Origin of the sequence: Clostridium sp. NSJ-49 (assembly GCF_014287725.1) — a bacterium.
Lineage (GTDB): Bacteria > Bacillota > Clostridia > Clostridiales > Clostridiaceae > Clostridium > Clostridium disporicum_B.
Genome location: NZ_JACOOP010000015.1, coordinates 1 through 19030, shown reverse-complemented (window position 1 = coordinate 19030; position 19030 = coordinate 1). Strand labels below are relative to the sequence as shown.

The 19030-nt window shown below is 29.2% G+C and carries 21 protein-coding genes; 5 read left to right on the top strand and 16 right to left on the bottom strand.

What is annotated here, in order from left to right; all coding sequences use genetic code 11:
* Positions 1–31: 31 nt before the first annotated feature.
* From H8S10_RS07290 to H8S10_RS07280, 3 genes are all read right to left on the bottom strand, one after another.
* The gene (locus H8S10_RS07290) at positions 32–1444 is read right to left on the bottom strand and encodes a 6-phospho-beta-glucosidase (RefSeq protein ID WP_186838424.1); all 1413 of its coding nucleotides are present in this window, start codon (positions 1442–1444) and stop codon (positions 32–34) included.
* Entirely contained in the window at positions 1444–2790 is a 1347-nt protein-coding gene (locus tag H8S10_RS07285) for a PTS transporter subunit EIIC (RefSeq protein ID WP_207642912.1), read from the bottom strand. The genes H8S10_RS07290 and H8S10_RS07285 overlap by 1 nt, the downstream gene beginning before the upstream one ends.
* Before the next feature lie 212 nt (positions 2791–3002).
* Positions 3003–3716, bottom strand: coding sequence for a MurR/RpiR family transcriptional regulator (locus tag H8S10_RS07280; RefSeq protein WP_186838423.1), 714 nt, complete (start codon positions 3714–3716; stop codon positions 3003–3005).
* A 301-nt stretch (positions 3717–4017) separates the two neighbouring features.
* On the opposite strand from H8S10_RS07280, the gene H8S10_RS07275 reads away from it, so the two are divergent.
* Both H8S10_RS07275 and H8S10_RS07270 read left to right on the top strand, forming a co-directional pair.
* Complete coding sequence (locus tag H8S10_RS07275) at positions 4018–4644, top strand: biliverdin-producing heme oxygenase (protein ID WP_055267803.1); 627 nt, start codon at positions 4018–4020, stop codon at positions 4642–4644.
* Positions 4645–4782: 138 nt separating this feature from the next.
* Positions 4783–5433, top strand: coding sequence for a glycosyltransferase (locus tag H8S10_RS07270; protein WP_186838422.1), 651 nt, complete (start codon positions 4783–4785; stop codon positions 5431–5433).
* A 103-nt stretch (positions 5434–5536) separates the two neighbouring features.
* Here the strand turns inward: H8S10_RS07270 and H8S10_RS07265 are convergent, their stop codons facing one another.
* Entirely contained in the window at positions 5537–6616 is a 1080-nt protein-coding gene (locus tag H8S10_RS07265) for a M20/M25/M40 family metallo-hydrolase (RefSeq protein ID WP_186838421.1), read from the bottom strand.
* A gap of 100 nt (positions 6617–6716) precedes the next feature.
* Positions 6717–6866 carry a zinc-ribbon domain-containing protein gene (locus tag H8S10_RS07260; protein ID WP_084759044.1) on the bottom strand — a complete coding sequence of 50 codons (150 nt, stop codon included), beginning with the start codon at positions 6864–6866 and terminating at the stop codon, positions 6717–6719.
* A 218-nt stretch (positions 6867–7084) separates the two neighbouring features.
* Here H8S10_RS07260 and rbr point away from each other — a divergent pair, with 218 nt between their 5' ends.
* On the top strand, positions 7085–7678 hold the full coding sequence (gene rbr / locus H8S10_RS07255; protein ID WP_186838420.1) for a rubrerythrin: 594 nt from the start codon (positions 7085–7087) through the stop codon (positions 7676–7678).
* A gap of 58 nt (positions 7679–7736) precedes the next feature.
* Here rbr and H8S10_RS07250 read toward each other — a convergent pair whose 3' ends face one another.
* The 7 genes from H8S10_RS07250 to H8S10_RS07220 form a co-directional block, all read right to left on the bottom strand.
* Complete coding sequence (locus H8S10_RS07250; protein ID WP_055267811.1) at positions 7737–7952, bottom strand: hypothetical protein; 216 nt, start codon at positions 7950–7952, stop codon at positions 7737–7739.
* A gap of 50 nt (positions 7953–8002) precedes the next feature.
* Positions 8003–9406, bottom strand: a complete 1404-nt coding sequence (locus H8S10_RS07245) for an MATE family efflux transporter (RefSeq protein WP_186838419.1) — start codon at positions 9404–9406, stop codon at positions 8003–8005.
* A 174-nt stretch (positions 9407–9580) separates the two neighbouring features.
* Positions 9581–10831, bottom strand: coding sequence for an MFS transporter (locus tag H8S10_RS07240; protein WP_186838418.1), 1251 nt, complete (start codon positions 10829–10831; stop codon positions 9581–9583).
* Positions 10821–11621 carry an ABC transporter ATP-binding protein gene (locus tag H8S10_RS07235; protein WP_186838417.1) on the bottom strand — a complete coding sequence of 267 codons (801 nt, stop codon included), beginning with the start codon at positions 11619–11621 and terminating at the stop codon, positions 10821–10823. Before H8S10_RS07235 ends, H8S10_RS07240 begins: the two co-directional genes overlap by 11 nt.
* A 2-nt stretch (positions 11622–11623) precedes the next feature.
* Entirely contained in the window at positions 11624–12631 is a 1008-nt protein-coding gene (locus tag H8S10_RS07230; RefSeq protein WP_186838416.1) for an iron ABC transporter permease, read from the bottom strand.
* On the bottom strand, positions 12631–13623 hold the full coding sequence (locus H8S10_RS07225) for an iron ABC transporter permease (protein ID WP_186838415.1): 993 nt from the start codon (positions 13621–13623) through the stop codon (positions 12631–12633). Before H8S10_RS07225 ends, H8S10_RS07230 begins: the two co-directional genes overlap by 1 nt.
* Positions 13610–14560 (bottom strand): iron-hydroxamate ABC transporter substrate-binding protein, encoded by a 951-nt coding sequence (locus H8S10_RS07220; RefSeq protein WP_186838414.1) that lies wholly within the window; start codon positions 14558–14560, stop codon positions 13610–13612. Before H8S10_RS07220 ends, H8S10_RS07225 begins: the two co-directional genes overlap by 14 nt.
* A gap of 339 nt (positions 14561–14899) precedes the next feature.
* Between H8S10_RS07220 and H8S10_RS07215 the strand changes: the two genes are divergently transcribed.
* Positions 14900–15910 carry an AraC family transcriptional regulator gene (locus tag H8S10_RS07215; RefSeq protein WP_186838413.1) on the top strand — a complete coding sequence of 337 codons (1011 nt, stop codon included), beginning with the start codon at positions 14900–14902 and terminating at the stop codon, positions 15908–15910.
* A 47-nt stretch (positions 15911–15957) separates the two neighbouring features.
* Here the strand turns inward: H8S10_RS07215 and H8S10_RS07210 are convergent, their stop codons facing one another.
* Complete coding sequence (locus H8S10_RS07210; protein WP_055267825.1) at positions 15958–16113, bottom strand: zinc-ribbon domain-containing protein; 156 nt, start codon at positions 16111–16113, stop codon at positions 15958–15960.
* A 320-nt stretch (positions 16114–16433) separates the two neighbouring features.
* Here H8S10_RS07210 and H8S10_RS07205 point away from each other — a divergent pair, with 320 nt between their 5' ends.
* Entirely contained in the window at positions 16434–16952 is a 519-nt protein-coding gene (locus H8S10_RS07205) for an NUDIX hydrolase (protein ID WP_186838412.1), read from the top strand.
* 77 nt (positions 16953–17029) lie between these two features.
* Here H8S10_RS07205 and H8S10_RS07200 read toward each other — a convergent pair whose 3' ends face one another.
* From H8S10_RS07200 to H8S10_RS07190, 3 genes are all read right to left on the bottom strand, one after another.
* The gene (locus H8S10_RS07200; protein WP_186838411.1) at positions 17030–17299 is read right to left on the bottom strand and encodes a hypothetical protein; all 270 of its coding nucleotides are present in this window, start codon (positions 17297–17299) and stop codon (positions 17030–17032) included.
* A 69-nt stretch (positions 17300–17368) separates the two neighbouring features.
* On the bottom strand, positions 17369–17983 hold the full coding sequence (locus H8S10_RS07195; RefSeq protein ID WP_243175846.1) for a hypothetical protein: 615 nt from the start codon (positions 17981–17983) through the stop codon (positions 17369–17371).
* A 284-nt stretch (positions 17984–18267) separates the two neighbouring features.
* Entirely contained in the window at positions 18268–18759 is a 492-nt protein-coding gene (locus H8S10_RS07190; RefSeq protein ID WP_186838410.1) for a hypothetical protein, read from the bottom strand.
* Positions 18760–19030: the final 271 nt, after the last annotated feature.

Genomic DNA, 19030 nt, shown 5'->3' with positions numbered 1-19030 from the left:
TAACTCCTTTGTCAACTTTTCTATCTAAATACTATAGCTCTTCACCATTTGAAGCTATAACATTTTTATACCAATTAAATGATTCCTTTTTAGATCTTCTTAAAGTACCTTCACCTTTATTGTTTTTATCTACATGAATGAACCCATAACGTTTTTCCATCTCACCAGTACCATAAGAAACAACATCTATACATCCCCAAACAGTATATCCAATAACATCAACGCCATCTTCATCTACCGCTTTCTTTAATTGCTCAATATGCTTTCTTAAGTATTCTACACGATAATCATCATGATATTTTCCATCTTCACTTAATTTATCATAAGCACCAAATCCATTTTCAACTATAAATAGAGGTACTTGATATCTTTCATAAAGAACATTTAAAGAGTATCTTAATCCTACTGGATCAATTGGCCAACCCCAATCGCTTGACTTAATGTAAGGATTTTGAACAGCTCCTTTAACCCCAGCCATTATTGTATCTTCACCAGTTTTAGTCGTTGCTGACATATAATATGAGAATCCGATGTAATCTACACATCCATTTCTTAATATTTCATCATCACCTGGTTCCATAACAATATTTAAGTTATTCTTTTCCCAGAACTTTTTAGTATATGATGGATAGTAACCTCTTACCATTACATCTGTGAACATATATCTTTGATGCATTTGCTCTACTGCTTGCATAACATCATCTGGATTACAAGAATAAGGATATACAGGTACACATGCTAGCATACATCCAATTTTAAAGTTAGGATTTATCTTTTTACCTTCAGCAACTGCTAAAGCACTTGCTATAAACTCATGATGAACAACTTGATACATAAGCTCTTCACGATTATCATCTTCCTTAAATCTAACTCCAGAACAAGTATATATACCAAATTCATTTTCAACTGCAGTTTGATTATTTATTTCATTGAATGTCATCCAATATTCAACTTTATCTTTATATCTTTCAAAACATACTTTTGCAAATCTAACAAAGAAATCAATACATTTACGATTTCTAAATCCGCCATATTGCTTTACAAGATTATATGGCATCTCAAAATGAGATAATGTAATAACTGGTTTTATTCCATTTTTTAATAATTCATCAAATAAATCATCATAGAATTTTAACCCTTCTTCATTTGGTTCTAATTCATCTCCATTAGGGAATATTCTTGCCCATGAAATTGAAGTTCTAAAGCACTTGAATCCCATTTCTGCAAATAGTGCAACATCTTCTTTATAATGATGATAAAAATCAATTGCTTCATGGTTAGGGTATATTTCTCCTTCTACGACTCCATCTGTAATTCTTCTATGAATACCATTGCCTCCAACTGTCATTACGTCTGCTATAGATAATCCTTTACCATCAGCATTATATCCGCCTTCTAGTTGGTGTGCAGCAACAGCTCCACCCCATAAGAAATTTTTATCCATTAAACTACTTCCTCCACTTCTAGGTCATCATCTTTTTGTGCAGCTTTTGCACTAACCATTACGAATGGCATATAAATAAGTGTACTTACCCCTAAACATAAAATACCTATTAATAATGATAAGAAGTTATTAGCTCCTGACCCTAAGAAAGGTATTAAGAATCCAGGTGTTGTCCATGCAACACTATATGCTACAGGTGGTATAATTTCAAATACTGCTACACATAAATATCCAATAATATTACATACAACTGGTGCTAATATAAATGGTATTACGTAAATTGGATTCATAACTATTGGTAATCCAAATATAATTGGTTCATTTATATTAAATAACCCTGGAGCAAGTGCCATCTTACTAATTTCATATTGTGCTTTATTTTTTCTACCTACAAGGAATATTGCTAAAATTAATCCTAGTGTTGCACCAGATCCTCCAATATTACCAAATGCATCATTTATTGATCCCCAGTTTACTGGATAAGGAGCTCCCCATGCAGTCCCAGCTGCTACTGTATATTCTAAATTAATAAGACCTTGTTCTGCGAATATAATTGATCTTAATGCACTTAAAGTATTTGGTCCATGGATACCTAAAACCCATAATAATTGTTGAACTACTACAAAGGTTAAGATTGTTCCCATTGAGCTTCCTAAAGATTGTAATGGTGCTTGTATTACATTATAAACTAGTGCTTGTATACCATCTGGTGTAACCTTTAAGAATATGAAGTTAGCTAAACCTGCTAAACCTAAAACCATTATTATAGGTATTAATAAGTTAAATGATTTTGATACAGCTGGTGGAACCATTTCTGGCATCGCAATACGTAATCTTTTATTTTTACTTAATCTAGTTATAAGTTCTCCTACAACTAAACCTACTAATAAAGAAACGAATAATCCTTGTGCTCCAAAGTAAGTAGTGCTTAAACCTGAACCACCATTTACAAATTCTTGAGCAGTTGGATACATTATAAAGTAACATGAAAGAGATGTTATACCTGATAATAACTTATCTCCACCCATGTTTCCAGCTAATTCATAAGCTGTAAGAAACGCTATAATAATTGCAAGGATACTAGTAGTACCATTTATAATAGGAGTAAATATTGCTTGATAATCTGCTAAATTGGGAATTAACTTATCTAAGTGAAGTATACTTGCAACGAATCCATCTGGTGATAATAAAACGTAGTTGATTAATATAACTAATGAACCTCCCATTGTAAGTGGGAATGATAATGTAAATGCATCACGTACAGCAGCAACGTGTCTTTGTCCATTAAGCTTTGTTGCTAATGGAACGAAATACTTTTCCATAAATGCTTGGAATTTTTCCATCATATTTTATTTCAATCCTTTCTTTGATAAAGATTTTAAAATATATTTGGCCAACCAAAATTAATTAATTATTAATTATAACTTGAATCGATTTCAAAAATAATTATATCAATTGTGAATAAAATTTGAATAACTTTGGGAGTTCTATAAAAAGTAATCATCTTATGTTTTTTTGTCAAAAATAAAAAACATAGCGTTTTTTATTTAGCTATGTCTTAATTACTTAATATTCTACTTAAATTTTCAATTATTCCTATAGCAGGCATTTGGGTAGTTATATCTATAAACTCATTATAAACAGACTCAATATAATACGGGATTGTAACATCAGACATTCTAGAAAGGGTACAATTCTCAGTTGTAGCTATTACAATAATCTTACATCCTAGCTTTTTAAACTCCTTGACTTCCCTAATAATTTCTGGTGTTTCTCCAGATACTGATAAAACTATTATAGTAGACCTTGCACCTAAATAACCAACTCTTAGATATGGGTCATTTATAGCTAACGAAAACTTCCCAATACTTGAAAATAACCTTGCTCCATATTGAGCTATAATACCTGAATTCCCTATCCCTATGAATATAACATTATCACTATTTCTTAAAATATTAATGGCGCATTCAAATTTATCTTTATAAAATGTTGAATCAAATTTATCTAAACATTTTATGACTTCCTTAAAATCATACTTATTCTCTTTGCTTTTTTCTTTCTTTTCCTTTACCTTATATGCATATTTAAAACTACTATAATTAGGATATCCTATCTTCTTGATAAAATTTAATATAGTCGTTGTTGATACTGATACTTCATCAGCTACTTCTCTTATTGTCATATAAGGAAATTTATCGCTATTTTTATTTATATAATCATATATTCTCATTTCTTTTTCACTAAAATATTTAATTACCTCAGGTTTTATCATTTTTAACTCCTATCTTCACACATAAGTATATATTTCACTCTAGATATTATGTATATATTTTACCTAATATTTAAATTATTCTAAATAGAATTTTTTACTCAGTATTCACGCTTAAAACTTATACTAATTGTTAAGTTATGTAACCCAATAGAAAATACTAAGAATTTAAGAGAAATCACGAGTATATCAGACTATTTTAATCAGAATTAATCTTTTTCATCAGTTATGATATTTGATAATTATTATCTAATGATATATATTATCAATTAAATAATAATATAATATACTCGAGGTGATAGAAATGAAATTTATGATGGATATTAAAGAAAAGACTTCACTATTGCATAGTGCAGCAGAAAATACAGGATATATAAAAAAATTAATGGATGGAACTGCTTCTGTTGAAGGATATGCTGAATATATCTTTAACTTAGAAAGAATGTATAGAGCAATTGAAGTAGCTTTAGATAAAAATGAAAATAATGAAATAGTTAAACCTTTTGTTACTAAAGAATTATATCGTTCTGAACTTATGAGAAAGGATTTAGAATTCCTTTTAGGTGATAAGCTAGATTCAATGAAACTTCTTGCTTCTACTGAAGCTTGTGTTGCTAAAATTGAAGAGTTATCAGAAAAAAGCCCTGAGCTTGTTGTAGCTTATGCTTATACAAGATTTTTAGCTGACTTATTTGGTGGTAGAACATTCTTATCTCTATTAAGTACAAGCTATAATATATCTGCTGAAGGATTAAACTACTATCGATTCCCTGAAATTACTGATTTAAGAGGATATGTTATGAAATATCACAAAATGTTAGCTGATATTAATCTTACAGAGGAAAAGAAAATTGACTTTATAAATGAAGTAAATAATGCTTATATTTATAACTTAGCAATATCAAATGAATTAGATGCTAAATTAAAATAGTATCCTATTTTAAATTATTAGCACCCCTTATTATATATAAGCTCTAATTAAATAAAAAATATATATTAATTATGTATACTTCTATTCAACTTTAAAAAAACTAAAATTGAAATCTAATTATTAAAGGAGTATATATTAATGAAAAAAACTTTAGTTAACACAGTATTTTCACTATTTTTATTATCTTTAATCTTATCACCAACTAAAGTTCAAGCTTTAGAAGATAGAGAATCTAAAGATATACCCTATAATAAAGCTACATGTGAGTTAAGAATGGCAGAAAGGAAACTTTGGATAGACCATGTTTTATGGATTAGAAGCTTTATTGTAAGTGACTTAGACTCACTTGAGGATAAAGGTCCTGTATTAGAAAGACTTCTTAAAAATCAAGATGATATCGGTTCATCAATTAAACCATATTATGGTGAAGAAGCCGGAGATAAACTTGCCACTTTATTGAGAGAACATATAGAACTTGCAGGTCAAGTTGTTGATGCAGCTAAAAACGGAAAGAAAGATGATTTAGAAAAATATAATAAATTATGGTATGAAAATGCTGATCAAATAGCTGACTTTTTAAGTTCTGCTAACCCTAACTACTCAAATCAAACTCTAAAAGATATGCTACATAAGCATCTAGAGTTTGTTACAGCTCAAGCTGTAGCTAGATTAAATGGGGATTGGAGCTCAGATATTATTGCATTTGATAAAGGTGAAGATCACATGATTATGTTCGCTGATATACTTGTTGATGGTATAATTAAGCAATTTCCACAAAAATTCAAATAATTAAATATTGAAACATTAACAATTAACTTTTTATGTTTAATATTTATAAATCAAATAAAATTAGAAGCTATACTTAAATTAATAAGTATAGCTTTTATATTAGTTACTTTCTCATAATCTTGTTAATTGACTCTTCATTTAAATTCTTAATAACTTCTACAGCTAAAGATACAGATGCTTCAATATCTTCCTTTGCGCAGTAATTATAATGACTATGAACATATCTTGATGGAATTCCTAAAACTAAACAAGGAACTGCCTTATTCCCTAAACTTATCTTAGCTGCATCTGTTGAGCCACCACGTCTAACTGCATTTTGATATTTTATAGAATTTTTATCTGCAATATCTTCTGCATATCTTATAAATAAAGGATTTGCTATATATCCTTGATCTAAATTTCTAATTTGAGTACCTTTTTTTAATGCTCCTTGAGATATATTTTTTGAATAATATAAATCATCTGCTGGTGAGCCTTCAAAAACAATTGCTAAATCAGGATTAACTACCTTAGTTGTTATTTGAGCCCCACGAATACCAACCTCTTCTTGTGCTGCAAAAGCACCTACTACATCTACTTCTAAATCTATAATATCTGCTAAAGCCTTTAATGTTTGAATAATACAGAAACACCCTACCCTATTATCAAAAGCCTTTCCAAAACATACACCAGTTTTTTCATTAAAATCAAATTCTACATTTGGTGCTACTGGGTCTCCAACCTTAATTTTAAATATATCTATAACTTCTTCCTTACTACTTGCCCCAACATCAATAAATATATCCTCAATTTCTAATGCATTGCTAGATTTTTCAGCTGCAGTCATAAAATGTGATGGCTTAGAAGTTGTAATACCCCTTATTAATTCACCATCTCTATTTTTTATATAAACAGTATGTGCAGGAATAGTAGTGTTATGCCATCCCCCAAGCTTTACTATACTTAATAACCCATTATCATTTATAGCTTGTACCATAAATCCAACTTCATCAGTATGGGCATCTAACATTACTGTTATCTTTTTGCCACTATTATTTTTTAACTTAGCAAAAACATTATTCATAGCATCATTTTCTACTATCATATCTTTACAATGCTTTTTTATAACCTCTACAACATCATCTTCAAAGCCTGATGGTCCAAATGCATCAGATAATTCTTTTAATACATTTAAATTAATCATTATTTATCCCCCCAAAGTTGCTTTTGCACCCTTTAAAATTAATCCTTATTATTTTCTTAAATTAAATATTTACTATTTAATTTAGATTAATAGATATTAATTATTTTTCTTCTTTAACTTCAGTTTTTGGTTCTGTTAATACAGCCTTACTAGATATTAACTTTTTACACTCATTGCAAAAGTATCCAGTTGAACCACAGCCTCTTATACATTCTATAACCTTACCACAATCTGGACAATAATATGTCATATTAATCACCTCTCTCACTTATATTAAAATTAGCTATAATTTAATATAAATCCCCTTAATTTTACATTACCATATTTTTATTAAATTTCAACATTTTTAATGTCATCTCATTTAGTAAAATTTAGTATAAATCTATATATTCTGTATAAAATATATTTATTACGAATTAATTTTAATACTAAAGTGGATTTCATACTATTGAAAGGAAGGTCGTCTAAATGGTAGATTTTAAAAATAGTAGGACTAAAGAAAATTTAATGAGAGCTTTTGCTGGTGAGAGTCAAGCAAGAAACAGATATACTTTTGCTGCAGATGCTGCTAAAAAAGAAGGTTATCAAATTTTACATGACTTATTTATCTATACTGCAAATCAAGAAAAAGCTCATGCTTGGCAGTTTATGAAAAAGCTTAAAGAGCTTTCTGGTCAAGAAATAGAAATAACAGCTACATATCCAGCTGAAGTTGAAAGCAGTACTTTAACATTATTAAAATCAGCAGCAAAACATGAATCTGCTGAACATGATGAAATCTATAAATCTTTTGCAGAAACAGCAAAAGAGGAAGGTTTCATGGATATATATACTTTATTTAATAATATTGCATCAGTTGAAAAAGTTCATTCAGAAAGATTTAATAATTATGCTACTATGCTTGAAAATGGTTCCTTATTTAAAGCAACTAATAAGCTTCAATGGATGTGTACAAATTGCGGATATATTTATGAAGGTGAAAGTGCACCTGCTAAATGTCCTGTATGCGAATACACTCAAGATTATTATATAAGATTTAATGAAAGCCCATTTGAAAAGTAAATAAAATTTAAAATGCTATAGAGTAACATTCATAATCTTAGTTACCCTATAGCATCTTTTATTTTAAAATATTTTTAAGTTGTCTATTTAATAGAAATACATTATCTATTTCATTTAGATTTTCATCATAGTATTTAATTTCTGCACCTGTTATATAACCAACTGTATCTCTATCAAGTACACTACCTTGAATTTTTAATAATTCTTCCTCATTCATAGGTAGGTCTACAATTTTTGTTTCATTATCTCTAGTACATACTATCTTTACTTTCATATATATCATACTCCTTATAAAGTTAGTATGCTTCAATAAATAATCTTTATTTAAACTACTTCTTTATAGTCTAATTGTTTTTTATCAATATTCTTATCTAGCGACTTTAAGAATAATGTAACAAATATCATAGAAATAATCATTCCTATTCCATCTGCAATAGGTGCTGCCCAAAGTATCCCTGTAATCTCCATTTTAATTGGAAGCAATATTACAAGTGGTACAAAGCAAACAATATCTCTAGTTAATGAAATAATTGCTGCTTTAGCTGGTTGGCCAACTGCTTGGAAGAAAATTGATGTCATTTTTATTGTACAAGTAAAAGTAACTAAAGAAAGGAAAATACGGAAAGTCATCTTAGCAAACTCATTATACAACTCTGACTCAGCGCCAAACATTCCAATTATAACTTGTGGACAAAGTTCAAAAATAAGTGTAGCTATAATTCCTACGATTAATGTAGAAATGAATATTATCTTATAAGCTTCTTTTACTCTATTATATTTTTTTGCGCCATAGTTGTATCCAAGAATAGGTTGTCCTCCAAGAACTATACCAACAACAATATTAATAACTATAGTAAATACTTTCATTGCAATACCGATAACTGCAATAGGAATATCTTGACCATACTTAGACACTGACCCATACTTAACAAGCATGATGTTACATACTAATGATATTATAACTATAGACATTTGTGTAATAAAAGTAGATGCCCCTAATTTGATAACATTACTAAATATACCGAAATTCATTTTAAAGCTTTCTAACTTTAATTTGAATGTTTTTGTCTTAAAGAAATAGCTTGCTGAAATTATAAATGAAATTATTTGTCCTATAATAGTTGCGTATGCTGCCCCTTTAATTCCCCATTTAAACACAAAAATAAAGATTGGATCTAAAATGATATTTATAATAGCTCCAACAAGCATAGACGCCATTGAGTATGCAGGGCTTCCATCTGCACGAATAATTGCATTCATCATATTCATAAGCATATATATAGGAATTGCTGCAAGTATTATAACAAAATATTCTCTAGCTAATCCTATGCTTGCACTAGATGCACCAAAAGCAAATAATATTTCATCCTTAAACATAAAACCTATGGCTACAAAAATTAAACTTATAACAAATGTAGCAGTAATACTATTACCTATGCTTTTATGAACATCCTTTGTATCCTTCTTTCCCTGACATATACTTAAATAAGCTGCTGCACCATCTCCAAAACACCATGCAAAAGCAACTGCTATAATAGTAATTGGGAATACTATAGTTGTTGCTGCATTTCCTAAATACCCCATCTCACTATTACCAATAAATATTTGATCTACGATATTATATAATGAACTGATAAGTAATGATAAAATACATGGAACAGAAAATTTTAATAATAATTTTGAAATTTTCTCTTCACCTAAAAACTTACTCTCTTCTGATTTTTTCATTTGAACCTCCTAAATTACATAACTGGAGTCTTTTTTAGAAAAGCTACCTGAAACTTATTTTGGCAAAAAAAAATATGCGTAGAATCCTGTCCGAATTCTACGCATTTCTGCTGTCGACTTTATAAACATTATCATAAAATTTAAATATATGTCAAGAAAGTTTTTTTAAGAAATTTATGCTAACTCTCTTACATTCCATTTAATAAACAGCATAAGTGCAATGTTTAATATAGCTGTTATACCTAAGATTATACTTATATGTATTCCCATATCTATTACTTGTCCAAATAGTAATTGCCCTGGCGCAACACTTATAGTTGCTACTGCTGTTGAAAAGGCTGATACACGTCCAAGCATATCGCTTCTTACTTCTTTTTGTATAAATGTTAAAGTAAGTACATTTGATAATGCTAAAGATAGCATTATTGCCATACCCCCAAATGCAAAAAGTCCAGCTAAAGCATAATTATTTATTTTCATTACTCCTAATGTTGCCATTAATATAACACCTATTATCATAGGGAAATATGTATAATGAACTTTTTTCATTGAGAACATTTTTGGCTTAACACTTATAAGGAATCCTCCTAGTATCATACCTAACACACACAGTCCTTCTACTATTCCATAAACCTGTGATGAAAGTCCTAATAATATATTTATAAAATATGGTGCAACTATTGATAATATTGGCACTAAGAAAATATTACAAAATGCATAAGAAGCTATAATTCCTAATATGATTTTCTTTTCTTTCTTTAAGTAAATAAAGCTATTTTTCATATCCACAAATGATTTTTTTACAAAATCCATAGATATTACTTTATCATCTTTATCGCAAGCTACTTCTTCAACTTTAACTACATCTGGTATATCTAAGAATAATTCCATTACTGCTGATGCTAAGAAACTTACTGCATTTATTATTACTATAAGCTTTATCCCAACAAATCCATAAAGTAACCCTGCCAATATAGGGCCTACAAAATTTACTATTGAACTTACTTGATTTATTATCCCATTTGCTGAAGTTAGCTTTTCCTCTTCTACAATTTGAGGAATTGAAGAAGTTACTGCTGGTCCATATAATGTATAGCAGATTGATAGTATAAACATAACTGTTCCAACTATAAGTTCGCTATCTCTTCCTCTAAGTAATATAAAGGCATATCCTCCAATCAATACTGAGCAGAAAAAATCTAAGTATACCATTATCTTTTTCCTATTTACATTGTCTGAAAGTCTTCCAGCAATAGGTGCACATAAGATATAGGGTATAGTTGATATAGCTAATATCCTAGAAAAAGCAGCTGTACTTCCTGTAAATTCTAACAAGTATAAGGACATACTAAATCTTTGAATAGCATTACCAAAGAGAGATATAATCTGCCCTAGTACTATAATTATAAAGTTTTTATTTTTCATTTATCCCCCTAAAAAGTTCATAATCTACGCATATTGGGTATTCTTTATTTTCACTTTCTGTAAGTTTTGCATCTATACCGTAAATCTTTTTCAAGTTTTCTTTATTAATAACTTCTAAAGGTCTTCCTTGGCAAACAATCTTTCCTTTTTTAAGACCTATTATGTTATCTGCAAATCTACAAGCATTGTTAAGCTCATGAAGAACTATGACTACTGTAATCTTTTTTTCTTTATTAAGCTTTTGAAGCACTTCTAAAACCTCAAGCTGATAAGACATATCTAAATAAGTTGTAGGTTCATCAAGCATTATAATCTCTGTTTCTTGAGCAAGAGTCATAGCTATCCAAGCTCTTTGTCTCTGTCCACCTGATAAATTTTCAACTTCTCTATCTGCAAATTCACTAAGTCCAGTTTCTTTTATTGCCCAGTCAATAACTTCTTTATCATGGCTATTAAGTCCACCTATCATTTTTTGATGAGGGAATCTTCCAAAGGCTACAAGTTCTCTTACTGTAAGACCGCTTGGACAAACTGGTCCTTGAGGAAGAAATGCAACTTCTTTTGCTATATCCTTTTCCTTAACCTTTTTTATATTTTTATTATTTATGAAAATATCACCTGCTTTAGGCTTATTAATTCTTGATATAGTTTTTAGGAGTGTTGATTTTCCGCATCCATTTGCTCCAATTATTATACTTATCTTTCCCTTTGGTATAGATAAATCCATATCTTGAATTATAGTATTATTTTCATAAGATACTGTTAAATTCTTTACACTAATAGCTTCCATAATTATTTCTCCTTCATCATTAAATAAATAAAATATGGTACTCCAAATATTGACACTGTTATTCCCACTGGAATTTCAATTGGAGAAAATAAATTTCTTGAAACCGCATCAGCAAGAAGAATTATTATAACGCTTATCACCGCTGAAATTACAACGAAATTCTTATGATAAGTCCCAACTAACTTCTTTGCAATATGAGGAGATATAAGTCCTAAAAATCCAATATTTCCTGCAAAGGCTGTTGCTACTCCTGCTAAAATAACTGCAAAGCTTAAAAACTTCTTTCTTTCTTTTTCTAAGTTTAATCCTAAAGATATCCCAATCTCATCTGAAAGATTTAAAACATCTAATTTTTTATGGTTTAGTAAAACTACTACAAACATTAAAAGTACTATTGGGATTATTACTTTTGCATAGCTCCATCCTGAACCCCAAAGACTTCCTGATGTCCATACTAATACCTTATTATAATCTCCAACTCCACCTCTAAAAGTAAAGAAAGTTATAAAAGCATTAAGTCCTGCATTTAATCCAATACCTATTAATAAAAGTCTTTTTGGTCTTATTCCTTTTCTGCTTGATAACATATATATCATAAAGGCTGCAATACCTGCCCCTATTACTGCCATAATAGGTAATACAAATATTGAAAGTCCTCCAAGCTCACTATAATAATTAGCAGTTTGATAAGTGATAAATAATATTGCTGCTACTGATGCTCCTGCATTTATACCTATTATCCCTGTATCTGCTAAATCATTCTTAGTTATAGTTTGAAGTATTGCTCCTGCTGTTGATAATGCAACTGCTACTGATATTCCTACTAACATTCTAGGCAGTCTTATACTTAATATAGCTGTATTTTGAAGCTTAGTTCCATTTCCAAGAAGAGTATTTATAACCTCTAATGGTGAAACCTTATATGTACCCCAGCATAATGTAACTGCAAAGGAGATAACTAATAACGCTAATAAAATTAATAAAGTTATTTTGTATTTTCTTTTTTTCATTATCCCCTCTCCTTTCTAGCTATTGCTATGAAAAATGGTATTCCAATTAATGCTGTAAATACTCCAATTGGAGTTTCATACGGATTAAATAACATTCTAGCTGCAATATCTGCATAAGTTAAAAGAACTGCTCCAAGTAAAAATGAACATGGAATATTTCTTCTATAATCTTCACCTAATAATTTTCTAACTATCTGTGGAACTATAAGTCCAACAAAGGCTATATTTTTACCTACTGCTACTGCTGCCGCACACATTGGTATCATAACCATAAGAGTCATAAACCTTATTTTCTCTGGATTTTGACCAAGACCAATAGCTACATCGTCACCAAGATTTAAAATATTTATCTTTGGTGATAAAACACAAGCTATAATAAGACCTATAATTCCTACAAAAAATACTAATCTAAAATCTGCCCAACTAGCATTTCTGAATCCTCCAGACCCCCAGAAACCTATCATTTGAGATTGGTTTGATAAAAGTCCTATAACTGTAGTTAATGAAATAAAAAAGGTACTCATAGCTGTTCCTGCTAAAAGTATTTTTGCAATAGAATTATTATTGGCTTTTTTTGATATAAATCCTAAGACTATAATTCCAGTTATAAGTGCTCCTATAAAAGAAGCTATCATTACATTAGTTGTAGTTATTGCAATACCTGCTGCATAAAAAATAGCTATTACTAAAGTTGCTCCTTGGCTAACCCCTAATATTGATGGTTCAGCTATTGGGTTTCTTGTAACTCCTTGAATCATAGCACCTGTTACTCCTAGTATCCCTCCTGTTAATAATACAGAAAGAGCTCTTGGAATACGTACATCTCTAACAAGCATTTTTTCTAAAGTTTCACTATAATTAAAGATACTATCAAAAATGTCCGTAAAAGTAATATGGACGGATCCTAGCCTTACAGCCAGAACCAGTCCTCCTACTAAAAGTAACAAACTACAAATCACAAAGATTATTGTACGCTTCTTACTTTGTTCCATTTAACATTTCACCTATTTCATCTACTAATAATTCTCTTCCGATTGAGCTATATCCTTGGTTAAAGTATGGTGATGAATCTAATACTACTACATGACCTTCTTTAACTGCAGGTAAGCTGTTCCATATTGCATTTGATTCAAGCTGAGCTAAATCTTCAGCAGTTGCTATTAAGAATATATAATCAGCTTTGATTGATGCTAATCCTTCATAAGTTACAACTGGTAAGCTTATATCAGTTTGTTCTGGCATTCCTTCTGGTTTTGCAAGTCCCATATCGTTGTATAATACATCACCAAAACCTGCACCATCAAAGATAAAGAATTGTCCACCACTTGCTAAGAATGAAAGATAAGTTGTATCTTCACCGTATTCTGCTTTAATCTTATCTCCAGCTTCCTTAGCTTTAGTTTCATAATTTGCTATCCATTCATTTGCAACATCTTCTTTATTGAATACTTCTGCTAAAGCTTTAACATCATCTTTCCAGTTTAAAGCTTCTAATTGAATCATAACTGTTGGAGCAATCTCACTTAATTGGTCATACATCTTCTCTTGAACTGTTGATATAACTATTAAGTCTGGGTTTAAGTTCATAACTGCTTCTACGTCCATAGTATCTTGCATGCTGTAACCTAAAATCTCTGCACCTTTTAATGTTTCTTCTAAGTATGCTGGGAATTTAGTATAATCATAAGCATCACTATTTGCAGTTCCTATAACCTTATATCCTAAAATTGATAAAATATCACTGTTTCCGCTTAAGTCTACTATTCTTTGAGGATCTGCTGGTATTTCTACTTCTCCTCTTACATCTGTAACTGTTACAGTATTTTCTGATACGTTATTAGCTCCATCTTCTGTTTTAGCTCCACATCCCATGAACATTAAAGCTGTAACACAAGAAACTACTAACGTCTTTAATAAATTCTTTTTCATAATTTACCTCCGTATATATTTAAGTCTAACTTTTTATTTCTCTTTCGTCTGAGATGATTGTATATGAGATTCATTCTCAATTTCAACTGTTGCACCCAATTTAATAATTTTATCATCTATTATAATTATTTTTGTATCATACTAATTTATAAAGTAAATATGTATTTTTTATCGTAAATCTGATTAATTACTACTATTATTCCCAAATATACATAAATAATGGCATCTTCAAGAAATACTAAATAATTTTATTTGCCTGTTAAATACCATTATGTTTATAATATTTAAAAAGTTAAAAATTATATAACTTATACAATTTATATAAAGGATTGATAATCTATGATTTCGATTTGTAAAACAACTAAGGAATTTCAAAGCAGAGTTTTAGACAAAATGACTTTTAGCCCATATCCTAAAGAAAATTGCATTATATATAAGAATGAATCTAGACCAGAACTAGGATATTTTATTAAATATAGCCGAGAAGATTATTATGATTTTGGAGTTGGTGATTATACAATTCCATCAGATTTTTCTCTCTCCTTTGACCATGAAGAAGAATTAATGCGTTTTGGCACGGTTTATACTGGAGAAACTAAATTTAAAATAGAAAATAATCCAGTTTCTTCTTTTAGCCCATCATCCTTTTTCGTAGTTGAAAAAACACTTAAAGGAAATCAAGTTTGGAGTAAAGGACAACATTTTCATGGCGCAGAAATAACAATTCATAAAAAATATTTTGATGAAGTAATAAAGCCAAATTTTAAAAATATCATAGATTTTGATTATTTTATAACCAACTATACCTACAACTATCTTCCTCTTGAAATAGCCTCAATTATACAGCATTTAAGGAGTTTAGCTGAAGTTGAGCGTTTAACCCCTATATATTTAGAAAGTAAAATTTTAGAATCTATTTCATTGATTAATGATGAAATTAATTCATCTCCTAATAATGCCTTTACTAATCAATTAAATTACGGAGAAATTAAAATAGGAAAAGATAGATATATCACATTAACAGCTTCAGACGCTAATGCAATAAAAGAAGCTTATGATATTTTGACAAAGGAAGCTTGTAATCCTCCAACTATCAAAAGCTTAAGCAAGAGAGTATTTCTAAATGAGCAGAAACTAAAGGCTGGATTTTCAGCTAAATACCATATGTCTATTAGCCAATATACTAATTCCATAAGAATGACAATGGCAGAAAATTTATTATCTACAACAGAATTAAGTATTGATGAAATTTCAAAAATGATTGGATATAATTATAGCAGTAATTTTATAAAAATGTTTAAAAAGACTCATGGAAAAACACCTCTAGATTTTAGAAAAGGTAAAAAATAATATACAAAAAAGGTTGTAGTTAAAACTACAACCTTATAAATTCAAAACTATCTTCTGTTGTTTTGTTCTTTCTTTGCTCTTCTGCAAGGTATGCATCTTGTTGGCTCGTTAGTGAATCCTTTTTCTTTGTAGAATTCTTGTTCTCCTACTGTAAATACGAATTCAGCTCCGCAATCTCTGCATGTTAAAGTCTTATCTGTCATATTTGTTCCTCCTAAATTTAAAGAATTTAAATCGATATAATAATCTCTAATTTACGAGAAACTATTTACCTGAATTAACTCTTATTGTTAGCATTTACGCTACTCATTAATAGTAACACACTTTCTTATCTATTACAACAAATATAATTTTAAAATTTATTTTATTTATTTCCAATACATCTCAAACATACTGATATCCTCTTTTATCGGTTAATTAAAAATAATTTTTTTCTTTATTTTCATAGTGAATTATATTATTTTGTAATATTAAAATCTTAGTTTTGATATAATATTTTTAACAAAAATTTTTGGAGGCTATTATGAAATTTCATGAAAAGACTATCAAAGAAACTCACATATATACAGGAAATTATCTAGAAATAAATAATATTGAAGTTGAATTACCTAACGGAAAAACATCTAATAGAGATATTATTAAACATCCAGGTGCATGTGCTATAATTCCGTTTTTAGATAAAGAAACTGTTTTATTAGTTGAACAATTTAGAAAACCATTAGAAAAAACTATACTAGAAATTCCTGCTGGAAAACTTGATAAAAACGAAGATCCTTTAAATTGTGCATATAGAGAATTAGAAGAAGAAACAGGCTATAAAGCTGGCTCTATTACATATCTTGGTTCTATAGCTACAGCCCCTGGTTTCTGCGATGAAATTATTCACTTATATAAAGCCGAAAACTTATCATTAGGTACAAAATGCTGTGATGAAGATGAGTTTACATCAATTAAAACTTTTTCTTTAGATGAAGTAAAGGCAATGGTAAAATCCGGTGAAATAATAGATACAAAAACTATAAGTATACTTGCATACCTATAATAAATAAAGTGCCAATAGATATTTTATTATAATTATCTATTAGCACTTATAATTTATAAATTCCCTTTAATTTTTAATTAGTATAATTTAAATAATCTTAAGAATTTTTGTAACATATTAAGATTTTCTTCTACTTGAATTTTCTCTTCTGTAACAGTAGCTTTTTCTACTCCTGTTGTCTTTATTACAAATTGCACTGACTCAACATTAGTATTTTTTTCTGATACAAATGATACGACTTCTGAATCTGAGCCTGTGAACTTTTCTAGCATAGAATCAATTTGTTCATCCACTTCATCTTGTAATCCACTTGTTTCTTTAGAAAATTCTCCTGTTCCTTCTGCCATAGTCTTTGTTCCATTATAAAGTTCTGATGTTCCATTTACTAAATCAAGTGCTCCATTGCATATTTGATTCTATCCCATAGTTATACTATTTACAGCATTTGTGTATTCATTAATTCCAGAATCTAATGTGCTGTAATTTTCAGTAAGCATATTTATTCCATTCTTTAAATCATTCATATTTACTAATAGATTTCCTAATGATGATACAAGGTTTTGTATGCTTGCATCAAATACTTCATAGTTTTGTTGTAATGCAGTTGCTCCTGTCATAAGCTCTCCGCTTTCACTGTCTAAAGCTGAATCTATTCCACCTATTAAAGCTTGGCTTCCTTGTATATAAGCAACATCTGCACTTAAAAGTGCTTCAACTGATATAAGTTTTCCTGCAGTTGTAACGTAATTAACTACTGCATTAGTATCTCCTGAAGCATATTGATTAAATAAAGCTACTGCTTCTGCATCACCTGCAGCTACTAGTTGACCAAGGCTAGCTTGTACTCCCTCTATTCCTCCATTTACATAAGCACTATAAAGATTTCTTTGTGTATCTGTTATTCTTAAAGCAGCAATAGCATTATTATGGCTATTTATAAAATCATTTATATCTGTTAATCCATTTTGTGATAATGCTCCATAGTATGTGTCTATTGATCCATCTATAGACTGAAGTCCTCCTACAAGCATAGCTATTCCATTTTTTATTTGTGCAGAAGCATCGCTTAATTTTGTAATCTCACCAGAAGAAATAGTAACTCCACTTAAAGCTGAATCTATAGTTTCTAAGGCAATTTTTACTTCAGAAGAACCATTTGTTAATGAAGATGATTTTCCATTTAAAGTATTTAAAGCTTCATTAATTGTATTTATTCCATCATTTAATTTCCCTGCTCCACTATTAAGGGTTTCTGCTCCGTCATTTAGATCCTTAGCGCCATTATCTAATTCGCTTACTGCATCTTGTAATTCTGTTATCTTATCTGAAAGGTTGCTAGTATCAACATTATCCTACTAATACCAAGATTTAATTTAATCCCATTTATATCAATACCATCCATTTCGAAATCAGTTACATCTGCTGATATTTTAATATCTTTTTCTTTGCCTGGCATCACTGTGTAAGTAAGCTGTTTTAAATCACCAGCATTAGCTACTGTAGCACCTTCACTTACAATATTTTTGCATATATTTGTATCTAACTTAACTGTAGATTGTAATGCATAACTTTCAAAAAATCCTTCTTTTGCTTTAGTATTTTCTGTAATGTTAATTTCTATCGTAAGCTTCCCACTCATTCCTGCAATTTCTTCTGCTGAATACTCTTTTCCATCCATCTTATAAGTAATATTTATATTCCATGGTATTTCTGCATTTTCCATAATACCTTCATAATATAGCTTATCCTTAGAATTTTTTATTTTTATTACTCCTGAATCATAATTAATTTCATCATTTGTATTCATATTTCTTACTTCTATATAATTTCCATAATCAGTTATATCATTATCATTAAATAAAAAAAACGATTAATTATATAATTGTGTAAACTATTATTTATTAGAATTTAATATTTTAATTTTTTATGGTAAAATATAATTTAATTAAAAAAAATTAGGAATCTGTTAAGTTGATATGAAAAAATAGCTTGATTTTTCATAGAATTGCTCGCTCTTTGAAAATTATATAAGTTTGAATTTTTTATTGTATGGTAAACAAACCTACAATAAAATTGAT

Bases quoted from the DNA above. Each gene is read 5' to 3' on its own strand.
- H8S10_RS07290 (WP_186838424.1), bottom strand. From the start codon at position 1,444: ATGGATAAAAATTTCTTATGGGGTGGAGCTGTTGCTGCACACCAACTA.
- H8S10_RS07285 (WP_207642912.1), bottom strand. From the start codon at position 2,790: ATGATGGAAAAATTCCAAGCATTTATGGAAAAGTATTTCGTTCCATTA.
- H8S10_RS07280 (WP_186838423.1), bottom strand. From the start codon at position 3,716: ATGATAAAACCTGAGGTAATTAAATATTTTAGTGAAAAAGAAATGAGA.
- H8S10_RS07275 (WP_055267803.1), top strand. From the start codon at position 4,018: ATGAAATTTATGATGGATATTAAAGAAAAGACTTCACTATTGCATAGT.
- H8S10_RS07270 (WP_186838422.1), top strand. From the start codon at position 4,783: ATGAAAAAAACTTTAGTTAACACAGTATTTTCACTATTTTTATTATCT.
- H8S10_RS07265 (WP_186838421.1), bottom strand. From the start codon at position 6,616: ATGATTAATTTAAATGTATTAAAAGAATTATCTGATGCATTTGGACCA.
- H8S10_RS07260 (WP_084759044.1), bottom strand. From the start codon at position 6,866: ATGACATATTATTGTCCAGATTGTGGTAAGGTTATAGAATGTATAAGA.
- rbr (WP_186838420.1), top strand. From the start codon at position 7,085: ATGGTAGATTTTAAAAATAGTAGGACTAAAGAAAATTTAATGAGAGCT.
- H8S10_RS07250 (WP_055267811.1), bottom strand. From the start codon at position 7,952: ATGAAAGTAAAGATAGTATGTACTAGAGATAATGAAACAAAAATTGTA.
- H8S10_RS07245 (WP_186838419.1), bottom strand. From the start codon at position 9,406: ATGAAAAAATCAGAAGAGAGTAAGTTTTTAGGTGAAGAGAAAATTTCA.
- H8S10_RS07240 (WP_186838418.1), bottom strand. From the start codon at position 10,831: ATGAAAAATAAAAACTTTATAATTATAGTACTAGGGCAGATTATATCT.
- H8S10_RS07235 (WP_186838417.1), bottom strand. From the start codon at position 11,621: ATGGAAGCTATTAGTGTAAAGAATTTAACAGTATCTTATGAAAATAAT.
- H8S10_RS07230 (WP_186838416.1), bottom strand. From the start codon at position 12,631: ATGAAAAAAAGAAAATACAAAATAACTTTATTAATTTTATTAGCGTTA.
- H8S10_RS07225 (WP_186838415.1), bottom strand. From the start codon at position 13,623: ATGGAACAAAGTAAGAAGCGTACAATAATCTTTGTGATTTGTAGTTTG.
- H8S10_RS07220 (WP_186838414.1), bottom strand. From the start codon at position 14,560: ATGAAAAAGAATTTATTAAAGACGTTAGTAGTTTCTTGTGTTACAGCT.
- H8S10_RS07215 (WP_186838413.1), top strand. From the start codon at position 14,900: ATGATTTCGATTTGTAAAACAACTAAGGAATTTCAAAGCAGAGTTTTA.
- H8S10_RS07210 (WP_055267825.1), bottom strand. From the start codon at position 16,113: ATGACAGATAAGACTTTAACATGCAGAGATTGCGGAGCTGAATTCGTA.
- H8S10_RS07205 (WP_186838412.1), top strand. From the start codon at position 16,434: ATGAAATTTCATGAAAAGACTATCAAAGAAACTCACATATATACAGGA.
- H8S10_RS07200 (WP_186838411.1), bottom strand. From the start codon at position 17,299: ATGGCAGAAGGAACAGGAGAATTTTCTAAAGAAACAAGTGGATTACAA.
- H8S10_RS07195 (WP_243175846.1), bottom strand. From the start codon at position 17,983: ATGCTTGTAGGAGGACTTCAGTCTATAGATGGATCAATAGACACATAC.
- H8S10_RS07190 (WP_186838410.1), bottom strand. From the start codon at position 18,759: ATGAATACAAATGATGAAATTAATTATGATTCAGGAGTAATAAAAATA.